17 protein-coding genes are annotated in these 21225 nt (G+C 69.6%); 12 read left to right on the top strand and 5 right to left on the bottom strand.

Annotated features, from left to right (window positions below; translation table 11 throughout):
* Window positions 1-25: 25 nt before the first annotated feature.
* From L0U85_RS15140 to L0U85_RS15085, 12 genes are read left to right on the top strand one after another with little or no spacing between them, the layout of a single operon-like run.
* Entirely contained in the window at window positions 26-1336 is a 1311-nt protein-coding gene (locus L0U85_RS15140) for an ATP-grasp domain-containing protein (RefSeq protein ID WP_347177454.1), read from the top strand.
* A gap of 9 nt (window positions 1337-1345) precedes the next feature.
* Window positions 1346-2584 carry an MFS transporter gene (locus L0U85_RS15135; RefSeq protein ID WP_347177452.1) on the top strand — a complete coding sequence of 413 codons (1239 nt, stop codon included), beginning with the start codon at window positions 1346-1348 and terminating at the stop codon, window positions 2582-2584.
* 57 nt (window positions 2585-2641) lie between these two features.
* Complete coding sequence (locus L0U85_RS15130) at window positions 2642-3976, top strand: SidA/IucD/PvdA family monooxygenase (protein WP_241378601.1); 1335 nt, start codon at window positions 2642-2644, stop codon at window positions 3974-3976.
* Window positions 3964-4986, top strand: a complete 1023-nt coding sequence (locus tag L0U85_RS15125) for an FAD-dependent oxidoreductase (protein WP_241378600.1) — start codon at window positions 3964-3966, stop codon at window positions 4984-4986. Before L0U85_RS15130 ends, L0U85_RS15125 begins: the two co-directional genes overlap by 13 nt.
* 14 nt (window positions 4987-5000) lie before the next feature.
* Complete coding sequence (locus L0U85_RS15120) at window positions 5001-7241, top strand: class I tRNA ligase family protein (RefSeq protein WP_241378599.1); 2241 nt, start codon at window positions 5001-5003, stop codon at window positions 7239-7241.
* Window positions 7238-10501 carry an amino acid adenylation domain-containing protein gene (locus L0U85_RS15115; RefSeq protein WP_241378598.1) on the top strand — a complete coding sequence of 1088 codons (3264 nt, stop codon included), beginning with the start codon at window positions 7238-7240 and terminating at the stop codon, window positions 10499-10501. The genes L0U85_RS15120 and L0U85_RS15115 overlap by 4 nt, the downstream gene beginning before the upstream one ends.
* A complete protein-coding gene (locus tag L0U85_RS15110; protein WP_347177453.1) occupies window positions 10501-12018 on the top strand; it encodes an AMP-binding protein in 1518 nt (505 codons plus the stop codon). Before L0U85_RS15115 ends, L0U85_RS15110 begins: the two co-directional genes overlap by 1 nt.
* On the top strand, window positions 12008-12271 hold the full coding sequence (locus L0U85_RS15105; protein ID WP_241378596.1) for a hypothetical protein: 264 nt from the start codon (window positions 12008-12010) through the stop codon (window positions 12269-12271). Before L0U85_RS15110 ends, L0U85_RS15105 begins: the two co-directional genes overlap by 11 nt.
* A 5-nt stretch (window positions 12272-12276) precedes the next feature.
* The gene (locus L0U85_RS15100) at window positions 12277-12894 is read left to right on the top strand and encodes a GNAT family protein (RefSeq protein WP_241378595.1); all 618 of its coding nucleotides are present in this window, start codon (window positions 12277-12279) and stop codon (window positions 12892-12894) included.
* Between the two features lie 5 nt (window positions 12895-12899).
* Window positions 12900-13913 carry a C45 family peptidase gene (locus L0U85_RS15095; RefSeq protein ID WP_241378594.1) on the top strand — a complete coding sequence of 338 codons (1014 nt, stop codon included), beginning with the start codon at window positions 12900-12902 and terminating at the stop codon, window positions 13911-13913.
* On the top strand, window positions 13898-14596 hold the full coding sequence (locus tag L0U85_RS15090) for a 4'-phosphopantetheinyl transferase superfamily protein (RefSeq protein WP_241378593.1): 699 nt from the start codon (window positions 13898-13900) through the stop codon (window positions 14594-14596). Before L0U85_RS15095 ends, L0U85_RS15090 begins: the two co-directional genes overlap by 16 nt.
* Window positions 14596-15387: an alpha/beta fold hydrolase gene (locus L0U85_RS15085; RefSeq protein ID WP_241378592.1), complete on the top strand. Its 792-nt coding sequence runs from the start codon at window positions 14596-14598 to the stop codon at window positions 15385-15387. The genes L0U85_RS15090 and L0U85_RS15085 overlap by 1 nt, the downstream gene beginning before the upstream one ends.
* 301 nt (window positions 15388-15688) lie before the next feature.
* Here the strand turns inward: L0U85_RS15085 and L0U85_RS15080 are convergent, their stop codons facing one another.
* Genes L0U85_RS15080 through L0U85_RS15060 form a run of 5 tightly spaced genes read right to left on the bottom strand, consistent with a single transcriptional unit; the run spans window position 15689 to window position 21222 of the window.
* A complete protein-coding gene (locus L0U85_RS15080; RefSeq protein ID WP_241378591.1) occupies window positions 15689-18454 on the bottom strand; it encodes an adenylate/guanylate cyclase domain-containing protein in 2766 nt (921 codons plus the stop codon).
* Window positions 18448-18636, bottom strand: coding sequence for an aroma-sacti cluster domain-containing protein (locus L0U85_RS15075; protein ID WP_241378590.1), 189 nt, complete (start codon window positions 18634-18636; stop codon window positions 18448-18450). Before L0U85_RS15075 ends, L0U85_RS15080 begins: the two co-directional genes overlap by 7 nt.
* On the bottom strand, window positions 18633-19274 hold the full coding sequence (locus L0U85_RS15070; protein ID WP_241378589.1) for an iron-containing redox enzyme family protein: 642 nt from the start codon (window positions 19272-19274) through the stop codon (window positions 18633-18635). Before L0U85_RS15070 ends, L0U85_RS15075 begins: the two co-directional genes overlap by 4 nt.
* Window positions 19271-20206, bottom strand: a complete 936-nt coding sequence (locus L0U85_RS15065; protein ID WP_241378588.1) for a radical SAM protein — start codon at window positions 20204-20206, stop codon at window positions 19271-19273. The genes L0U85_RS15070 and L0U85_RS15065 overlap by 4 nt, the downstream gene beginning before the upstream one ends.
* Window positions 20203-21222: a radical SAM protein gene (locus tag L0U85_RS15060; RefSeq protein ID WP_241378587.1), complete on the bottom strand. Its 1020-nt coding sequence runs from the start codon at window positions 21220-21222 to the stop codon at window positions 20203-20205. Before L0U85_RS15060 ends, L0U85_RS15065 begins: the two co-directional genes overlap by 4 nt.
* Between the last annotated feature and the right edge of the window lie 3 nt (window positions 21223-21225).

The following is a 21225-nucleotide window of genomic DNA, read 5'->3' as shown; positions in this document are numbered from 1 at the left end:
ACTCCACCGACCAGGAAGGACAGCGATGACCCACACCGACGACCGGCCCCGGGCCTTCATCCTCACCGGAGCGTTCTGGGTGATCTGCCGCAGCCCCCGCTACCTCACCGAACTCGCCGACCGCGGACTGAAGATCCTCGTCGTCACGCCCGAAGGCTTCCGTGACCGCGCCGAGGCCGTCCGAGCCCAAGACAGCGGCCCCGCCTCGCTCATCGACGACGTTGCCTACGTGACCGGTTCGCTCGACAAGGAGGCCTCCTTCAACCCCGGCGTCGTCGCCGCGTTCACGGCTTGGCGCGCCCGCTACCGCGTCGAAGGCGTCTACGCCGTCGGCGAGACCCTCGTCGAGCCGACCGGCATCATCGCCGACCTCCTCGGCCTGCCGTTCCCGGGCCTACGCGCTACCCGGGTGTGTCGCAGCAAATACCTCCAGCGCTGTTACCTCCACGGTCACAGCCCCGCTTCGCTCATCGTCCCGCCCTCCGACCGGGACCGACTCGACCCCGCCGCGATCGAGTACCCGGCGGTGCTCAAGCCGGCCACCCGCCACTCCTCCTCCGGCGTCGTGACCGCCGACAGCCCCGCCGACATCGCCCGCGAACTCTCCGCGTACCCCGACCACGAGACCGTCCTCATCGAGCAGAAGATCACCGGTCCCGAGTACTCGGTCGAGACCCTCAGCCAGGACCGGCGGCGCGTCTTCGCGTCGGTCACCGCCAAGACCACCACCGACACCCACAGCCGCGCCTTCGTGGAGCTGTCCCACACCGTCGGAGGCACCGGCCCCGCCGACCGAGCCCTCCTCGACGCCAACGCCGAGGTCCTCGACCGGCTCGGATTCGCGGACGGCATCACCCATTCCGAATGGCGCCTCGACGACACCGGCACGCCGCGCCTGATGGAGATCGCCGCCCGCACACCGGGCGACGGCCTGCTCCCGCTCTACGAGCTCGCCACCGGTCTGCCGCTCGAAGACCAGATCATCCGCATCGCCCTCGGCGAGCGGGCCGACTACCCGCGGCCCGCCCGAGTCGCCCGCCAGGTCTACCTCGAACACCCCCTCGGCGTCCTCGAGGACGTCAGGCTCGACTGGCCCGGCGTCACCGCATCGTGGATCGGCGAGACCGACCTGTGGCCCCGCCTCGAACCCGGAGGACCCGACGACGCCCCGAGCCTCCGCGCCGTCTTCGTGCACAAGGAGAAAGGCACCCGCCTCGAGCCGCTGCGCTCCTCGGACGACCGCGCCGTCACCTTCTACATCGACGCGCCGGATACCCAAGGGCTCGACGAGCTCGAAGCCCGTGTCCGATCCGCCATCGACATCGTCGTGTCCTAGGAGCGATCCGTGACCGACACCGCCCCCGCACCCGCGGCGCCCCGCGTCTGGGAGACCTTCCGCGACAGCCCCGCCGCCGCCAAGGTCATCCTCGCCGGCGTCACCGTCAACCGACTCTCGGGCTTCCTCCAGATCTTCATCGTCCTCTACCTCACCCACGAGGGCTTCTCCTCCGAGCAGGCCGTCATCGCCGTCGGCTGCTACGGCGGCGGCGCCGTCGTCGGTGCCCTCGCCGGCGGCACCGCCACCGAACGGCTCGGCCCGCGCGCCGCCACCGTGATCAGCATGGCCGCCACCGCGGTCCTGACCGCCTCACTGCTCTACACACCGAACTACCTGCTGCTGCTCGCCTTCGTCGCCGCGGCCAGCGCGTGCACCCAGCTGTTCCGGCCGGCCTCGTCGACGTTGCTGTCGTCCCTGATCGAATCCGAGCGACAGACGATGATCTTCGCGATGTACCGCCTGGGCCTCAACCTCGGCGCCACCGGCGCCCCGCTGGTCGGCTACGGGCTCTACAACCTCGGCGGCGAGAGCTTCGTCTACGTGTTCTGGGGCGAGGCCGCCATCGCCGCAGCCTACGCCGCGCTGGCCTACGCCACGCTTCCCTCCAAGAGCGCGCTCCCGGTCGTCCCCGACGACCCAGACCAGACCGTGACGAAAGCGCGCGGCGGCTACGCGGCCGTCCTCGCCGATCGGAGGTTCGCCCTCTACCTGGTCGCGACGCTGCTGCACTCGGCCGTATTCGTCCAGTACGTGACGACGCTGCCGCTCCAAGTGGAGGACCGGGGCATCGCCCTGTTCTGGTACACGCTCGCCGTCTCGGTCAACGGCGCGATCGTCATCGCCTTCGAGCTGGCCATCACGAAGATCACCCAGCGCCTCGCGGCGCGGACCGTGCTCGCCGCCGGCTTCGCGCTCGTCGGAGCCGGCGTGGCCTTCTACGCTCTCCCCATCGGACCCGCCGCCCTGATCGTCGGCACCCTCATCTGGTCACTCGGCGAGATCATCTCCGGGCCGGCGTTCTTCGCCCACCCAGCGAAGGCCGGCCCCGCCCGGCTCAAGGCCCACTACCTCGGCAGTTTCCACTTCATGTTCAGCCTCGGCATCGCCGTCGGACCTCTGGTCGGCGGCTGGCTGTACCTCCACATCGGGTCACTGGTGTGGCCGGCGATCGCCACCGCGTCCCTCGCGGCGGCCGCCATCGCCTGGACCTGCATCCCCCGACCCGAACGGCACGGCAACGCCTGAACCCACCCCAACACCACCGCACGGGCGCAAGCCCGTACCCCACAGGAAGGACTCGACGTGGGACCAGCACCACAGCATTGGACGACGTCCGATGGTCCGACACGCCACCTCCGGCTCGCCGGCATCGGCGCCGGCCCGGCCAACCTCAGTCTCGCCGCACTGCTGCACGGCGACCCCGAGCAGCCGAACGTGTTCTTCGACCGCAAGGCCGACTTCACCTGGCACGACGACCAGCTCATCACCGGAGCGACCCTCCAGGTGTCGATCTTCAAGGACCTGGTGAGCCTGTCCGACCCGACCAACCGATTCTCGTTCCTGTCCTACCTGCACGAGCACGGACGGACCTACCACTTCCTCAACGCCCAGTTCGCCGAGGCGCCACGCACCGAGTTCCGCAACTACCTGGCCTGGGCGGCGCAGAGCAACGAGAACATCGCCTTCTGCGAGTCGGTCGAGCGCGTCGACTTCGACGGGGTCTTCCACGTCACCACCGACCGCAGGAAGGTCACCGCCGACAACATAGCCGTCGGCGTCGGCACCGTCCCGTGGGTCCCCGACTTCGTCCGGCCGCACCAGGGCGACACCCAGTTCCACGTCAGCGAGCACCTGAGCAAGTCGAAGGGCCTGGGAGGCAAGCGCGTCGCCGTCGTCGGCGGCGGCCAGTCCGGCGCTGAGGCGTTCCTCGACCTCCTCGCGCTGCCCGAGTCCGAACGACCCGAACGCGTCGTGTGGATCTCCAGGCGCCGCAATTACTTCCCGATCGACGACTCGACGTTCACCAACGACTTCTTCATGCCGGACTACTCCGACTACTTCTTCCGGCTGCCCGAGAACAAGCGTTCCGAGCTCGTCGCGGCCCACCTGCTCGCCTCCGACGGCATCTCCGAGTCCACGCTCCGCGCGATCTACCAGGAGCTCTACCGGCTCCAGTTCATCGACCACGACGAGCGCCGGTTCGGGCTGCTGCCCAATCGGACCGTCACCGCCTGCGACCGCGCCGGAGGAGGGACGTGGGAGCTGACCCTGCGCCACAACGACGAGCCCGACCAGACCCAGTGCCTCGCAGTCGACGCCGTCGTCTGGGCGACCGGGTTCCTGCCGGCCCCTAAGACGTTCCTGGAGCCACTGCTCGACCGCATCGAGACCGAGAACGGCGAGTTCCGCGTCAACGAGGACTTCGCGGCAAGTTGGGACGGCCCGCCCGACCGCAACATCTTCATGCAGAACGCGGTGCGTGGGCAGCGCGGACTGCCCGACGTCAACCTGAGCCTCAACGCCTGGCGCGCGAGGCGCATCGCCGACCGCCTGCGCGGCCGGCCCGCCGCCGACCCGGCGATGTCGTTCATCGAATGGTCCGCCAAGAACTCCAAGGACACCCAATGGACGGTGTAGACATCGCGATCATCGGCGGCGGCATCATCGGCGCCGTCACCGCCTACGAGGCCGCGGCCGCATTCCCCGACGCCCACATCGCCGTCGTCGAACGCGGTCTGGTCGGCCGGGGCGCCACCGGCCGCTCGGCCGGCGTCCACTTCCCGCGCGGCGCGACCGAGCGCGTCCGGTCCATGACCGAGCACAGCCACCGCTACTGGCAGCGCCTCGCCGCCGAGCTCGACCTGCCGCTGCACCCCACCGACGCGACCGTCCTCGCCTCGGCCGACCGCGCCGCGTCGATCCGCGACGCCTACCTGCGGCTCGGACCCGAGACCGACACGGTGCCCGGTGCCCGCGAATGGACCCTCCAAGGGTGTCACTACGCCGACGTCGAAGGCGTCGCCCGAGCGATCCTCACCGAACTGCGCCCCCGCGCGGCCGTCTGGGAGGGCGTCGAAGTCGCCGTCCTCGAAGCCGACGACGGCTGGCGCCTGACCCTCGGCCACGGCGAGCGGCTCCGGGCCCGCCGCGTCGTGCTCGCGCCCGGCCCTTGGATCGCGCACCCCGCCTGGGCCGAGTTCGTCGCGCCGCTGGGGTTGCGGGTCAAGAAGATCGTCGCGGCCCACATCGACGCTGTTCCCGGCCCCGACGACGCGCTGGAGGTCCTCGACGACGAGGACGCCTTCGTGCTGCCGCTGCATCACCGCGGGCATTTCTTGTTCAGCTACACCTGTGATGACTGGGACGTCGACCCCGACACCGTCGAGCGCGGACTCGCGCCAGCCGACCTCGCGGACGCCCGGGCCGTCCTCGAGCGCTACGCACCGGAGCTGGCTCCGCTGTGCCGCTCCGGGCGTGTCTTCTGCGACGCCTACAGCCCGGCCCGCGAACCCGTGGTCGCCGAGCTGCGCCCCGGCCTGGTCTTCGCCGGCGCGGCGGGCGGCTCAGGCTACCGGCTCGCCCCCGCCATCGCCGCCGAGACCGTAGACGTACTCGCCCCCACACCCTCCCAGGCCCCGAACCGCTAACGACGGAGGAAGTCATGATCCTGAACCAGTACAGCGAATCCGAACTCACCGAGGCCTTCGGCATCGATATGTCCTCAATAGATGGACTGGGCGTCGGCGCCGGCTGGGGTCGCGTCGCAACAGGCGTGAGCTCCACCAGCCACCAGCACGACGAGACCGAGTTCTTCGTAATCGTCGCCGGCGAAGGCGAACTCCACGTCGACGGTGCCGTCCACCCGGCCCGACCCGGCACCGTGGCCCTGTTCGAGCCGTTCGAATCCCACGTCATCACCAACACCGGCGAGAGCGACCTCGTCTTCTTCACCCAGTACTGGCGCGACGCCGCCCGCGCGCAGACCTCGGCCACGTCCCGGTTCCGGCCCCACGCCACCGGCCGCCCCCAGTTCGTGTTCTCCACGCCGCCCACCCCCAATGGCGACCTCCACCTCGGACACCTCTCGGGGCCCTATCTCGGCGCCGACGCCTACGTGCGCTTCCAGCGACTCTGCGGCAACCGCGCCTGGCACCTCACCGGCAGCGACGACTTCCAGAGCTACGTCGAGGCCGCCGCCGCCCGCGACGGCGTCACCCCCGCCGAGGCCGCCCGCCACTACTCCGCCGAGATCGCCGCCACCCTGAAGGCGATGGACATCGACGTCGACCAGTACTACGCCACCAGCGTCGACGATGGTTACATCGAAGGGCTCAGGCGGTTCTTCACCCGCCTGGTCGAGTCCGGCCGGGTCCGCCCGAAGGCGACCCCCGCCCTGGTCGACGGCGACAGCGGCAAGTACCTGTACGAGGTCGACGTCTCCGGCACCTGCCCCGGATGCTCAGGTCCCACCGGCGGCAACATCTGCGAGGAATGCGGCGAACCCAACCTCGTCGCAGACCTCGGCGAGCCGCGCTCGCGCGTGAGCGAGGCGGCCCCGCAGTCCGCCGACGTCGAACGCTGGAGCCTGCCGCTCCACGAATTCGCCGACGCGGTCGCCGACCACCACCTGCTCGGGCGCGTCCCGGCCCGCCTGCGCGAACTCGCCGAACGGGTCTTCTCCCGCGACACCCTCGAACTGCCCGTCTCGCACCTCTCCGACTGGGGCGTGCGACCGGCCGAAGACGACCCCGGCTCCCAGGTGATCTGGGTGTGGCCCGAGATGAGCTACGGCTTCCTCCACGGCATCGAGCGCCTCGGCGGCGATGTGGGGGAGCAGTGGACCCGCGAGAAGCCGTCGAGAGACTGGAAGATCGTCCACTTCTTCGGCTACGACAACAGCTTCTACCACTCGATCCTCTATCCGGTCCTGTACCGGCTCGCCTTCCCCGAGTGGAACCCCGACATCGACTACCACGTCAACGAGTTCTACCTCCTCGAAGGCTCCAAGTTCTCCACCAGCCGCCGACACGTCATCTGGGGCAAGGAGATCCTCACCCCCGAGACGGTCGATTCGGTGCGCTACCACCTGTGCCGCACCAGGCCCGAGCATGAGCGGACCGACTTCCGCCGCGCCGAGTACGACCGCGCCGTCACCGACATCCTCATCGGACGGTGGGAGGGCTGGCTGAACGGCCTCGGTGAGCGCGTCCGCCGCGACTTCGACGGACGCATTCCGGACGCCGGCACCTGGACGACCGAGCACACCGCCTTCTTCGCGCGGCTCGCCCAGCATCTCGACCAGGCCACCGCCGCCCTCGGCGCCGAGGCGTTCTCGCTGCGCCGGGCCTCGGCCGTCCTAGACGCCATCATCGACGACGCCGCCGGGTTCTCCCGCCAGCAGTCCCGGCTGCACGGCCTCGGCCGCTGGGAGTCCGAGGGCCGCACCGCGATCGCCCTCGAACTGGCCGCGGCCCGACTCCTAGCGACCGCCGCCGCGCCGCTGATGCCGCGGTTCTCGCGGCGGCTGGCCGCCGCGCTCGGCCTCGCCCCGATCGACGCCTGGCCCGACACGGTCGAACTCGTCCCGCCCGGCAACCGTTCCACCTTGGCCGAGACCCGCTTCTTCACCGCCGCACCGCCACCCGCCACGCTTCCCTGGCTGCGCGCCAAGGTCGCCGTCCTGCTGAGCCTTGAAGCGGACTTCGAGGACCTGTCGCTCCCCGAACTCGGCGCGAACTCCCTGGCCGCGACCACACTCCAGTACCACGCCCTCAACGAGCTCAAGGCCGATGTGCCGCTGGAGGCCCTCCTCGGCGACGTCCCACTGAGCGCCCTGGCATCCACACTGGATGACCTGGCCGACCCTGACCTGCTCGCCGCACTCGGACGGGAAGAACGATGACCGACACCCCAGCCGCCGTCCTCGCCGACCTCCACCGGGCGGGCCTGGCGATCTCCGTGGTCGACGCCAACCTCAAGCTCGAGGGCCCCAAGGAGGCCATGACCTCCGAGCTCGTTGCCCGGCTCAAGGCCTCCAAGGCCGAACTGGTCGAGCATCTCACCGCGCTCGAGGACGCCTTTCCCCTGACGCCCCTGCAACGCGCCTACCTGCTCGGACGCTCCGACCTGGTCGACATCGGCGACGTCGCCAACCAGGTCTACCACGAGATCGAAGGCACCTGGGACCTCGACCGTTTGCACCGCGCCCTGGAGGACGTCGCCCGCGCCCACTCCGCGCTGCGTCTGGCAGTCCTCGACGAGGAACGGCAGGCCGAGACCGGAACGCTCCCCGGCTTCACCGTCACCGACCTGCGCGAACTCGACCCCGAGGAACAAGACCGGCGGCGCCTCGCCGTCCGTGAACGCCGCTCTCACCTCAAGCTCCCCGCCACCGGACCCCTGATCGACGCCGAGGTCTGCGTCCTCGCCGACGACCGGATGGCGCTGTGCGTCAACCACGACGGCATGGCCGTCGACGGCATCAGCATGTTCCTCCTCTTCAGCGAGTGGCACCGCCGCTACGTGTCCGGCGACGACCGCGAGGCGCCCCGCATGGACTTCCGCGCCCACGTGGAGGCCCTCGATGCGCTGGCCGGCACAGCCGTCCACGAACGCTCCCGCGACTACTGGCGCTCGCGCCTCGACGAGATCCCGCCCGCGCCCCGGCTGCCGCTCGCCGCCGACCCATCCGCCATCGGCCCCACCAGGGTCGTCCAGCGGCGGGTGCGGCTCGACGCCGACGACTGGACGCGGCTGCGACGCAACATCAAGGCCGCCGGCCTCACACCCTCGGCCGCGCTGCTCGCCGCCTGGGCCGAGACGCTGTCGCAGTGGGGAGCCGGGAACGAGTTCACACTCAACACCACCGTCTCCCAGCGCCGACCGATCCATCCCGGCGCCTTCACCGCCATCGGCCAGTTCTCCGACCCTCTGCTTCTCGCCGTCCACATCGATCGGACCAGGCCGTTCGTCGAACGCGCCCGATCCCTCCAGGAGAGGCTGCGGACCGACCTCGACCACCGCCACTACTCCGGGATCGACGTCATGCGCGACCTGGCGCGCCACCGCTCGGATGCTCGATCCGCCGCCATGCCCTACACCTTTAATTCCACATTGGACGCCATCGGTGGCGTCGACGGCTCGGCGCTGGAAGCATTCGGGACCGAGGCCTACACCGTCTCCCAGACCCCGCAGGTCCACCTCGATGTGTTCGTCCTCCAGCAGCACGGCGAGCTCGTCATCCGCCTCGACGCGGTCGAGGCACTGTACCCGCCCGGCCTGCTCGACGCCCTCACCTCTGGACTCGACGTGCTCCTGCACCGGCTCTGTGACGAGACCGCTTGGGACGCCGTGCGGTTCGATCTCCTGCCGGTCTCGCAGCGCGAGGCCCGCGAGCGCGCGAACGACACCGCGCGCGAATTCGAGCCGGCCATGCTCACCGACGCCTTCCTCCAACACGCCGCCGAGCGCCCCGAGGCGGCGGCGATCATCAGCGCGAGCGAGCGGATCACCTACGGCGAACTGCTCGCCCGCGCCGCCGGCGCCGCCACCTGGCTCCGTGGACGGGGCGTCGGCCGCGGCGACCTCGTCGGCCTGGTGATGCGCCGCGGACCGGAGCAGATCGTCGGCATCCTCGCCACGCTCCTCTCCGGAGCCGCCTACGTCCCAGTCGACGCCGACCTCCCCTCCGCCCGCCGCGACCGGCTGCTGCGCGACGGCCGAGTCGCCCAGGTCCTCACTAACGCGGACCCCGAGACCGGTCTCCCGAAGCTCGACCTGCGCGAAGCACCGCGAGCGGACGAACCTCCCGAGCTTCGCGGCGCCGACCCCGGCGACCTCGCCTACGTCCTCCACACCTCCGGTACCACTGGAGAACCCAAGGGCGTCATGGTGACTCACAGGAACGTGGCCAATGTCGTCGCCGACTGCGCCGAACGGTTCGCAATCGGCCCCGACGACCGCTTCTTCGCCATCAGCGCCTTCAACTTCGACCTGTCGGTGTGGGACGTCTTCGGCGCCCTCAGTGCCGGGGCGGCGCTGGTCATGCCGGAGGCCGACCGGGCCGCCGACCCCGCGCACTGGAGGGAACTCGCCGAAGCGTCGGGCACGACAGTCTGGAACTCGGTCCCGGCGTTCGTGCGCATGCTCGCCGACCACGACGAGGCACTGCCGCCCTCACTTCGGCTGGTCATGATGAGCGGCGACCGCATCCCGCCCGATCTGCCGGCCGCGCTCTACCGCCGCCGCCACGACCTGCGTGTCGTCTCGCTCGGCGGACCGACCGAGACCACCATCTGGAACATCTGGCATCCGATTCCGGCCGATCACCCGGCGGACGTGCCGATCCCGTACGGCCGCCCCAATGCGAACAATCGCGCTCACGTCCGCGACGCGGACGGCCACGACTGCCCCGCCTGGGTTCCCGGCGAGATCCTCGCCGCAGGCGCGGGCGTCACCCCCGGCTACCTGGGCTCGCCCGAACTGACCGCCGAGCGCTACTTCGACGACCCGGCCACCGGCGATCGGCTCTACCGCACCGGCGACCTCGGACGCTACCGGCCCGACGGGACGATCGACATACTCGGCCGCACCGACTTCCAGATCAAGGTCAACGGCTACCGCATCGAGGCCGGCGAAGTCGAGACCCGGCTGGCAGCCCTCGACGCCGTCGCACAGGCAGCCGTCGTGGCCCACAAGGCCGCCTCCGGCGCGCTGCTCGTCGCACATCTGGTCCCCGCCTCGGAAGCCCGGCCGACACTCGCCGAGATCCGCGAGGCCCTGCGCATCGAACTGCCCGACTACATGGTCCCCGCCGCGCTCGCGTGGCACGAGGCGCTGCCGCTGAACCGCAACCGCAAGGTCGACCGGGCCTCGCTCGCCGCCGTCCCGATCGACGACCAGGACGCCTCGACCCAGCGGCCCGCCGATCCGGCCGTCGAGGCCAGGATCGCCGCGCTGTGGTCGAGCGCTCTGCACGTCGACCAGGTCGAGCCCGAGGTGGACTTCGCCGCCCTCGGCGGCGACTCCCTGACCGCGGCGCGCATCCTCACCGCCGTGCGCGCCGAATACGGGATCGGCCTGCCTCTCGACGCGATCTTCGCCCTCAACACCGTGCGCGCCATGGCGGCCCACATCGCAGACGCCAAGGAACGGGAGCAATGATGACCGAATCGATCGTCAACCGCATCATCGCCGAACGCCCGAACCACGACGGTGCCCTCACCGTCGCCGGGCTCGGGCACCGTCGCCGCATGCCGCTGTCCGAACTGCACGACCGCGCCCGCGCCGTCGCCGGAGCCCTGGGGCGCAATGGCATCCGAGAAGGCGACCGGATCGGCGTCCTCGCCGCCAACCGCCTCGAATGGGTACTGCTGGACCTCGCCGCGCTGATGCTCAAGGCCCAGACCGCCGGGTTCGAGCCCGGCAAGTTCACGCCCGACGCCGAACTAGTGGAGCGCTACGACCTCGACCTGCTCTACACCGACGTCCCGGTCCCCGGCGGCGCGCCGGCCACCGTGCGCCCGATCGCCGAGATCGCCGGGCACGCCGACGAGGACCCTCCGGAACTCGGGAACCTCCTGTGGGAACCGGGCGAATGCACCACCGTCAAGTTCACCTCGGGCTCCACCGGAATCCCCAAGGGACTCGAGGCCACCGCCGCGAGCGTCGACTCCTCGCTGCGCGACGTCCAAGGCATCTTCGGGCACCGCCCCGGCGACGACGTCCTCGTCTTCCTGCCGCTGTCGCTGCTCCAGCAGCGCTACTGGCTCTACTCGGCGCTGCGCTGGGGCCACGACATCACCATCACGACCTTCCAGTCGGTGTTCGCCGTGATGCCCGCGGTGGAGCCGACCGTCGTCATGGGCGTGCCCGCGTTCTTCGACACCGCGAAGCGGCACATCGAAGGGCGCCTCGCCGACGGCGTCGACTCCTCGAAGGCAGCCGCCGAGCTGTTCGGCTCGCGCATCCGCTACCTGTGGACCGGATCGGCCCCCGCCGACCAGGCCATGCTGCGGTTCTTCAACGAAGCCGGGCTTCCGATCTTCGAAGGCTACGGTCTCAACGAGACCTGCATCGCCACTAAGAACCACCCCGGCGCCCACCGCGAAGGTAGCGTCGGCAAGGCCCTCCCCGGCAAGGAGATCCTCATCGGCGACGATGGCGTGGTCCGTGTCCGCAGCGACCACCCGGTCAACACCGCCTACACCTACGCCCCGCCAGGAGAGAGCGAGCGGATGTTCAAGCTGGGCGGCGTCGTCCGCACCGGCGATCTCGGCCACCTCGACGACGACGGCTTCCTGTACATCCACGGCCGCGCTGACGACCTCATAGTCCTCGACAACGGCAAGAAGGTTATCGTCCGCCCCGTCGAGACCCGCTTCCGCGACACCGGCGCCGTCGCCGAGTGCGTCCTGTACTGCCCCGCCCAGACCGAGCTGGTCGCCGTCGTCTCCCCGCCCCCCGGCCCGGTCGACGCCGAGGCGATCACGGCGGCGCTCGAAGCGGTCAACGCCGCGTCCGAACCCGACGAGCGCATCGCCAGAGTGATCACCGCCGACGAGCCGTTCACCATCGACAACGGGCTGCTCACCTCCCAGTTCAAACCGATCCGCAAACGCATCCACGAGCGGTACCGAGCCCGCATCGACGACCCGAAAGAAGGCATCCATGCCCGCTGACATCGACACCCTGGCCCGCGAGCAGCTCGCGCAGGTCCTGCGCGACCGACCCGACCCGACCTCCCTCGACCTCGGCGAGGACCTCGTTGAAACCTACGGGCTCACCTCCCTGAACAAGGTCCTGTTCCTCACCTCGCTTTGCAAGGCCGCCGAAGTCGGCCTCGAGAGCTTCACCGAAGACGACCTCGCCGGCATGCGCACCCTTGGCGACGTCGTCGACGCCCTCCGACCCCACGCAGACCAGAAGGGATGACACCGATGACCGACACCGCGTGGAACCGGACCGCCTCGGCCGTCCTCGAGAACGACCACGTTCAACTGAGGCCGGTGACCGAGGCCCACCGCGAACCGCTGCGCAAGATCGCGTTCGGCGACGGCATCTGGGACTACTTCGTCAGCCGAGTCGACACGGCCGCCGACTTCGACGCGCTCTTCGACGCCATGGTCGCCGACCAGGCCGCCGGACGGCGCGCCGTCTTCACCATCGTCGACAAGGCCACCGAGCGAGCCGCCGGCAGCTCCAGCTACGGCAACATGGCCGAGGCCGACCGGCGACTCGAGATCGGCTGGTCCTGGCTCGGCGTCGACTTCCAAGGCCAGGGCGTCAACCGCTGGGCCAAGTACCTGCTGCTCCAACACGCATTCGAGGACATGGGCGCCGTCCGCGTCGAGTTCAAGACCGACGTGCTCAACGCGCGTGCCCGCGCCGGTCTGCGCAAGATCGGCGCCCGCGAGGAGGGCGTGCTGCGCAGCTTCAACTACATGCCGGGAGGCCGCAGGCGCGACGCCGTCTACTACTCGGTGCTCGCGAACGAATGGCCGTCGGTGAAGGACCAGCTCCGCGACCGGGGCAAGGCCGTCAACCCGTCGCTGTGAATGACATGACGCACATCGAACTCGCTGGAGGGCCCCGCGAGCGGGGCCTTGCGCACGGGCGTGCCATCGCGGAACGGCTCCGTGCCTTCCTCGACGACGCGCTCGCCCGACTCGACCACCTGACCGACCGGCCCCTGGACCGCCGCGCGGTGCGCCTCGCGATCACCGCCCACAGCAAGGCCGTCGCCGAGGCACTCCCTGACCTCGCCGAGGAGATCGACGGCCTGGCCGCCGGCGCCGGCATCGACCTAGACGAGGCATGGCTGCTCCAACTGCGCCGCGAGCTCCTCGGTTACAGCCGAATCACCGCAGGCGACTGCACCACCTACGCGTCCGCGCGGGGCCGGCCCGTCCTGGCCCAGACCGTGGACTTGAACGGGAACCTCGACGACCAGATCGCAGTCCTCGCCGTCTCCGGACCGCGCCACCGCTCGCTGGTGCTCAGCTTCGGAGGCCTCCTCGGCTACCTCGGCGTCAACGACGCCGGGGTGGCCGTCGGCCTCAACCTCGTCATCGGAGGGACGTGGAAGCCCGGAGTGCCGCCGTACCTTGCGATCCGGCACGTCCTCGACAACGCCGACAGCGTCGACCAAGCGGTGGAGATCCTCAGCGGGCTTAGGCTCGCCAGTTCGCGCTCGTTCACCGTCTGCGGCGCCGACCGCGCCGCCTGCGTCGAGGCACTTGGGACGGAGCGCCGGCTCCTCGAAGGCCCGGAACTGGTCCACACCAACCACTTCCTGCACCCGGACTTCGCCGTACACGACGAGATCCACGTCTTCGCGAAGAATTCCTCGAAGAGGCGGCTCGAGGCCGTCCACACCGCGGGCATCCCCGACGCGGACGACGTCGAGGGCCACCACCGACTCCTGGCGGGCCGCCCGGTCAACGTGCCCGACAACGGCGACATCCGCCGCGAGCGCACGGTCGCGGCGGCCATGCTCCGCCCCGACACCGGCGAACTTCGCCTGTGGCCCGGCGATCCCGCCACCGCGAAGGAACACCTGTGGGCCCTGCGGTGACGGTCCACGTGTGGGTGGTGCCCCCGGTTGAGGAACACCGGGCGGAGGCGTCCCGCCTGCGCGCCATGCTCGCCGACGACGAGCGAGACCGCCTGGAACGCTTCGCATACCCTTACACCAGAAGCCAGTACCTCACCGCGCACGCGCTCCTGCGGTGCGCACTGAGCGCGCTTACCGACGGCGTTGTCGCCGCGCAGTGGCGGTTCACGGCCTCCCGAAGCGGCAAGCCCGCGATCGCGGCCCCCGATTCGACGCTGCGCTTCAACCTGTCCCACACCGACGGCGCGGTCGCGTGCGCGATCGCCGACGGCGCCGAATGCGGCATCGACGTCGAGGTCGCCGACGCGGTCGGGCAGGACGTCGACGCCTTCGCCTTCACCGCCGAAGAACGCGTACGCCTCGCGCTGGTGCCCAATGAATCACGCAGTCCGCTTCGAACAGCGCTGTGGACACTGAAGGAGGCCTACGGCAAGGCCACCGGCGAGGGCCTCACCGCTCGGGTCCGAGCCACGACCCTCGACCCTTCGCCGCCCGCAGGCCGCCTCCTCCGACAGTGGCGCTTCAAGCGCTTCGCTGCGGGCCGCCACACGGTGTCGCTCGTCTGCGAACCCAAGGGTCGACGGCTCAGATGCCGCCTGCACCACGTCTTTCCCACCCCGCCGACGACAGGGAGAAGAGTCTGATGCCGACGCCGAGACGCAGAGGATGGTTCATCGAGGCCGACGACGCGCCCGACTCCGGCCCGAACCTCTACACCTTCGTGCACGCGGGCGGGCGGTCCGACCGATTCCTGGACTGGCAGCCCGGCTTCCAAGACCTGGCCCGCGTCGTCGCGGTCTGCGCACCCGGCACCGGCCACCGCTTCGCCGAACCCCGCCTCGACGACATCGCCGAACTCGCCGAGGCCGCCGCCGAAGCGATCACCGCGCACGCCACCGGGCCGTACTTCCTCTTCGGACACAGCCTGGGAGCCCTGGTGGCCTTCGAGACCGCGCGACGACTGCGCGAAGGCCCGGCGGCCCTGGCTGTTTCGGGCTGCGCGGGCCCGCCGCTCCTGCCGTCCGATCGCGTGAAGCGGCTCGCCGCCCTCGGACCCGGTGAATTCGCAGAGGAGGTCCGTTTCTTCGGCGGCATACCGCCCGAGATCGAAAGTGGCTCCGCGGCGGCGGCGGCGCTGCTGCTCGAGCCGCTCCGTCGCGACTTCTGCATGGTGGCTGCCTACGCATTCCGACCGGCACGCCCGCTCGACGTCCCGGTGGTCAGCGTCGTCGGCGCCGACGACCCGCACGTGGACGGCGAGGGCGCCACACGTTGGCAGGACGTCACCTCGCAACCGCTGGAGCGCCACGACGTGACCGGCGACCATTTCTACTTCGAGGACGACGACCGCCCCGTCATCGAGATCCTCCGCCGAACCGTCGACCGCCACCACCCGGCCCCGCGCGATTCCGACACTCATGTCGAACTCATCTAGCCTCGGTCATTCGTACGCCGAACGATTGGTAGGTGGTCAAACACGATCATGAGCTGGTCTGAAGCTCGTCGGTGCTTGCCGGTGCGAGTCCGGTCCGGGTAGTCGCCAGGGAGCCCAGTAGCAGGCTGGAGGCTGTGCAGCCGCCAGGCGCTCCCACTACCGACGCAGAGACGATCACTGCACGTCATGAAACGAACTTCCGCTCGCGCGCGTCTTCCTGCAGCCCGATGCCGCCTCGGACCCGCAAGGAACTGCGGACGCGATCGCCACAGCGCGTCGGTCGTCCGATATCTACGGCGTGCTAAGGAATCTGACCGAGCCGCTCCGTTGAGTGCTCCCAAAGCCGTCGAGCGAACATCGCGGCGCGCCCTCGTACCGGGATCAGGATCTCCGACTCGGCAGACCGCTGAGCGGCCGACGTCTCATCTGCCCTCCCGCGGATCAAGAACAAGAGCAGCCGCGCCTCCCAGTCGTCTGCCCGCTCGAGCGCCGAGACGTCCGGCGGAGCGCCGTCGGGCCGCAGCAGCCAGGACTTGACCAGGTCCCGCTCCTGCTGTGCGAAGTTAGCCATTGCCGCGTTGCCTGCGGCGGACGCACGCCACCACCCCGCCGCCTTGGCCATGTCTCCGGACAGAAAGTGGATGTTGCCTCTGAATTGTGCGATCTGCGCCCGGCCCGGCTGGTAGCCAATGTCGGTGAACAGTCGTTCGACCCGTTCGAGCAGGTCCAGAGCCGCTTCGGTGCTTCCCTCGAACCCCTGGACCAGCGCCTTCGAGCATTCGATGAGCGCACGAAGCGTAGGCGTGTCCCGCACCTCCTCGGTCAGGACCTCCAAGGCGTCCAATGCCTCCATGACCGGGCGATCGTCGAGGGCAGTGAACAGCGAGAGATTGCCGTACACTTCGGCTGTCCCCAGGCCGTAGCTATACTCGCGCGCCACATGATGCGCGCTGGAGAGCAGCGCCACCGCGCCCGGATAGTCGCCCTTCCTGGCCATGAGGATTCCGTCCCAGGTGGTCAATCGCATGGAAGCCATGGGATCGGATGCCTGCTCCACCTTCCTTCTGGCCTCACTGGGATCTCCCACACCCAGTACCAGCGCCGTCACGGCAAGATGCGCGGCAGCCGAAGCGTTGGCCTCCGAGGTCCGCGTCCGCCTCGCGAGCTTCCGGGCCTGTTCCAGCCGGCCGACGGCCGCCAGCGCGTAGCAATGGAGCGAGACCGCCTCCTCATGAGAGGCGGTCTCCTCGCCCTCCTCAGCGATCTGTATCGCCTGCTCAGCGAAGTCGAGTGCCTTGACCGGCTCGGTGATCGCGATCGCATACCGTGCGGCACCGAGCAGGGAACCGACCGCCAGAGCCCGCGCCTCGGGGACGCGGTCCGGTTCGGAGTTCACCGCGTCCTCGAACGCCTGCACCGCGTTCTGCACGGCGAGCAGCAGCAGCTGGGGGTCGGTCCGGCTCATCGCCGCCAGAGTCGCGGCGATCCGGATCCTCAGCTCGATCCTGTCCTTGACGGTCAGGTGCTGATAGGAGACCTCGCCGATCATGCGGTTGCCAACGAATGCCGCCTGCTGCAGCCTGTCGAATGTCTGGAATACGGCCTCGTCGTCGAGATCCGTCATCACAGTGAAGAGGTCGGATGCCCGGTCGATACCGAGGATCGAGGCGGCCGCGAGCAGCATTCGCTCTTCTCTGGTCAACGGTGCGATTCTAGCGCCGAATACTGCCTCGGCGGCCGGTGGGAGCAGGTCGCGCTCGCTTTCGGCCAGCGCCGCGAGTTGCTCGATGTAGAGCGGATTGCCATGGGCGCGTTCGATCACCTCCGTCGCGTCGGCGGTGTGCGAATGGAGTTCGAGCTCCGGCCGGAGCAGTTCGACGAACTCGCCGGCGTGCGCATCGTCCAGAGGCGGGATGGCGACCGATTCGACATTTGGCAAGGGGGCGGATCCGGAGGTCACGAGCACCGCACCCGGTCTGGACAGGACTGCGGCGGTCAAGAAGTCGCTCACCGACGAGGCCAGCAGGTCGGCGTCGTCGACCAGGTAGACAACGGCGTCGCCGGTCGACATCCGGGAGAGGCGCGTTCTCACCTGCCACTGGAGTTCTCGCACGGAGAACATTCTCGACGTGACGGGGAGGCCCTCCGCCGAGCCGAGCTGTTCGTCGATCTCGCGGAGTTGCCACAGCTCCTCGTCCGGTCCCCGAGGGCACTGCATCGGCACGGTCCGGAGACCGGCCCGCCGGAGCAGGTGTTCCAGTTGGAGCAGGAAACTGCTCTTACCTACCCCCATGTCTCCGAAGACATGGAGGTGGAGCGGCTCGGATTCGCGCCCTGCCGGATCGATCCTTCCCGTGACCGTCTCCAAGAGCGGTTTCTGGTTCACGAAGATCTGCTGCGGAGCGGGAGCGGGAGGCCGCGCTGGGTCCGCCGACCATACCCGCAGCGGATGATCGAAGCCCTTGGCCCGCACGGGAGCGAGTTCCTCGGTGTGGAAGCGGTCTCGCACGAGGAACCAGGTCCGCACGTCGATGCCGATGCCGTCCAATGGAGCGCTCGATTGGAGTCGTGCCGCCTTGTTCATGACCGAGCCGATGGCGAACGATGAGTCGCGGCCCGCGGTCACTACCCGTCCCGAGGCGATGCCGGTCCTGGTGTGGAAGTGCGCACCGTACCGCGCGGCGGTCTCCCTGTTGAAGTGCTCCAACTGGTCGCGAATCGAGGCGGCTCCCATGACTGCGCGAGGCGCCTCGTCGCCTTCGGCCGCGACCGCACCGTACACGGCGACCACCGCGTCTCCGATGAACTTCTCGACCCTGCCCCCGGTCGAGGTGAGGGCCGTCTTGGTGCCCGTGAAGTACTCGTCGAGGAGTGTGTTCCAGACCTGTGGATCGTACTGCTGGCTCAGCTGCGTGGAGCCGGCGATGTCGCAGAAGACCGCGGTGACGAAGCGCATGACCGCGTGGTCGCCGTCGGCGCCGAGGTCGGAGCCGCATGCCATGCAGAATCGGGCGACTTGCGGGTTGCTTGTGCCGCATTGGAGGCAGTCGGCGTAGTTCGTCACCATACCGCTCCTCCTCCGATCATGTCCTCGTGCCCCTCGACGTCGAGCCCGTCGTCCAGCCGGTCCTTGAGGTGCAGCAGCATGTTCCACTCCTCGTCGTCGAGCGCGAGGATCTGCTCGGCCTGCCGGTCGCTGAGTTGTGTTCGATCGAGGCCCAGTTGTGCAAAGCGGTCCGGGTTGCTCATGGTTTCCCCCTGATGTCGCGGATGGAGTGCATGACGGAGATCTGGTCGGTGACGGATGCGATCAGACTGCGTCGTATCAGTTGCTGGAGCGCCGGTTCCGGATCCAGTTCCTTGAGTAGTCGAGTGAGTACGTCGCCGTGGTCGACGTCCAATTCTGAGTGTCCGATCAGCGTTCGGAACGCCGAGTCCGGCAGTCCGGTACGGCTTCGCAGGTCGCGCACGAGCGCCATGGTGGGGGGTGTCGACTCCAGCGCCGCGATGTGGGACAGGAGTGCGACGGGATGGCGCAGTAGGAGGGCTCGCTGGCGCCCCACCATGTTCGCCACGGCGGGCGGTTCGGGTCCCGCTGACACCGGCTTTCCGTATACGGCTTGGAGATCCGACAGGGCCCACTCGTGGTGCCCGCTCTCCTCGACGAGTTGAAAGTGGAGATAGGGCGCCAGTTGCCGCGAGGTCGGATCGTCGCGCCGGGAGCATTGGTCGAGCGCCGCTCGGAGCAGCTCCGGAGTGTGGCGCATGGCGTGGTAGCTCGACCGCAGCCAGGCACCGTAGAGGTCCACGGCGGGCTCGGCCGTCCACATGAGCGCGGCTTGCCTGGTGAGCTGGGGACGAAGCAGCATGAACAGTGCTTCTATCATGTGGCCTCGCTTTCGAGCAGGTCGAACAGCACCGAGATGTGCCGCTGCCGGCTCCTCGCGTCCTGGAGGGTCCAGCACGCACCGCAGAGCGTCGCCCTATCCTGGGTGAGCAGGGACGCCAGGGCTGCCGGACCGGTCCGCCGCAGGATCCGGTGCAGGGGGTCGGCGGCGAGGCCGTCGAGAATCCCGCCCAGTTCCTCGGGCCGGGTCGCTTGGCGGCGCAGCCGGTCGGGGCCGCCTCCTATGATCACCTCTTCGTTGCAGCAGGCGGTGACCGTTCCGTCGTAGCGGATGGTCGGCGAGTTGAGCAGATGGCATGCGCCCAGGTCGGCGACGGGCCGTTCCGCCATCCCTTGCCGCAGCAGGCGTCCCCGCCCATAGGGCAGGATCGGCACGCGGTGCACCTCCGCCTCTGGAATCCGGTCCGCCCAGCGGTCGGCTTCCTCCCGGCTCCCCGCGACCTGGACCACCAAGGTGCAGTCCGACTCCAGCACGGCTCGGGCCGCGGCCTCGACGGTCGGAGGCTTCACACTGGCGGCATGAAAGGAGTCGGTGCTCAGGTACACGGTTCCGGTCGCCTGGAGTACGCGGCGAATCCACAGGGGAATGCGAGGGCCGGCCCAGTGGCCGCTGGTGAAGACGGCGGTGGTCTTCCCGTTCGCCGTCAGCGCCTCCGTGGCCAGTTGCAGTCCGCGGCGCTCGGCGAACGGCTCGCCGCCGGTGAGGGCGACCAACTGCAGGCCTTCGCGCGATCCGAGCTCGTCGACTATGCCGGTGAACAAGTTCCAGTCGGTGATGCGAGGGCTTCGGGGCAGCGAGCCCACCGAGCAGTGGTCGCAGCCGACTGGGCATCGATCCGTGAGGAAGAGTACGGCGGTCGCGCCCGGCGTCCGGCGCAGCGCCTCGCACTCCGCATGGGTCGGCCCACTCATCGGGACCGCCCCCACTCCACCGCGTCCGCGTAGGGTCCCGCACCCCACCGGGCGGCGAGGGTTCGCGCCGGAATAGCGGGTACGAGGCGCTCAGCGGAGGTCAGGAAGCGGTCGGACGGCAGGCTTTCGGCGGAGTCCAGACCGACACAGGTGCCGCAGATGCCCCCCGAGTCGCGCAGTCCCGCCGCGGAGGCCGTCCCGATCGGTCCGATGGTGCGGACGCTTCGCAGATGCGGGCTGGTCAGTACCCGGTCGCGGACGGTCCGCCAGGCGGTGTCGGCGGCGTTGCCGAGCACCAGGTGCGGGGGCCGCAGCCGCCGCAGCATCGACCCCTGGCAGCACGCGAAGATCGTCCCGTCCGAGTCGATCAGTGGCCAGGAGGCGAACTCGCAGGGGCCGACGGAGAGGACGTCGTCGTGTCGGGGGGCCCATTCGGCGGCACGGCCCGCCGACCGGAGCGAAGCGACCAGCACCGGCACTTCGGAGTCGAACTCGTCTCTGATCCGATCGACCAGATCGCGCAGATACGGATCGTGCCCGCGGGCTCCGACCGTATGGAGGCTCACCTCCACACCCCAGCTCCTGACGGTGTGCAGTGCGGCGAAGACGTCGGTCCTCGGCACCTCACGCTCGTGGAAGACGTCGATGCTGGCCGAGAAGTGGTCCACCGCCCGGATGGCTCGCTCGATCGGTGGAGGAATGCCGCCGGACCGGCAGAAATACATGCCGGACAGCACCGCGGTGGCCGCGCCGCACGCCCTACCGCGCGCGGCCAAGCGCCGGACCAGGCCGGGGCGCAGCAACGGCTCACCGCCGGACAGGAATACGACCTCCGGATGGGACTCGTCGGTCCAGGTGCCGCTGAAGGCCAAGAACGGCTCCTCGCCGAACTGAGGAGCACCGCGGTTGGACGAGGTCGAGCAATGAGCGCAGCTCAGCGGGCAGCGGTCGGTGAGCGACACGAGCACTCCGGCGGCGGGCACGGTTCGCAAGGAGAGGAGGTCTGCCAGATGCACGAT

The organism is Glycomyces sp. L485 (assembly GCF_022548875.1).
GTDB lineage: Bacteria > Actinomycetota > Actinomycetes > Mycobacteriales > Micromonosporaceae > Glycomyces.
This window is presented reverse-complemented; position numbering and strand designations above follow the sequence as displayed.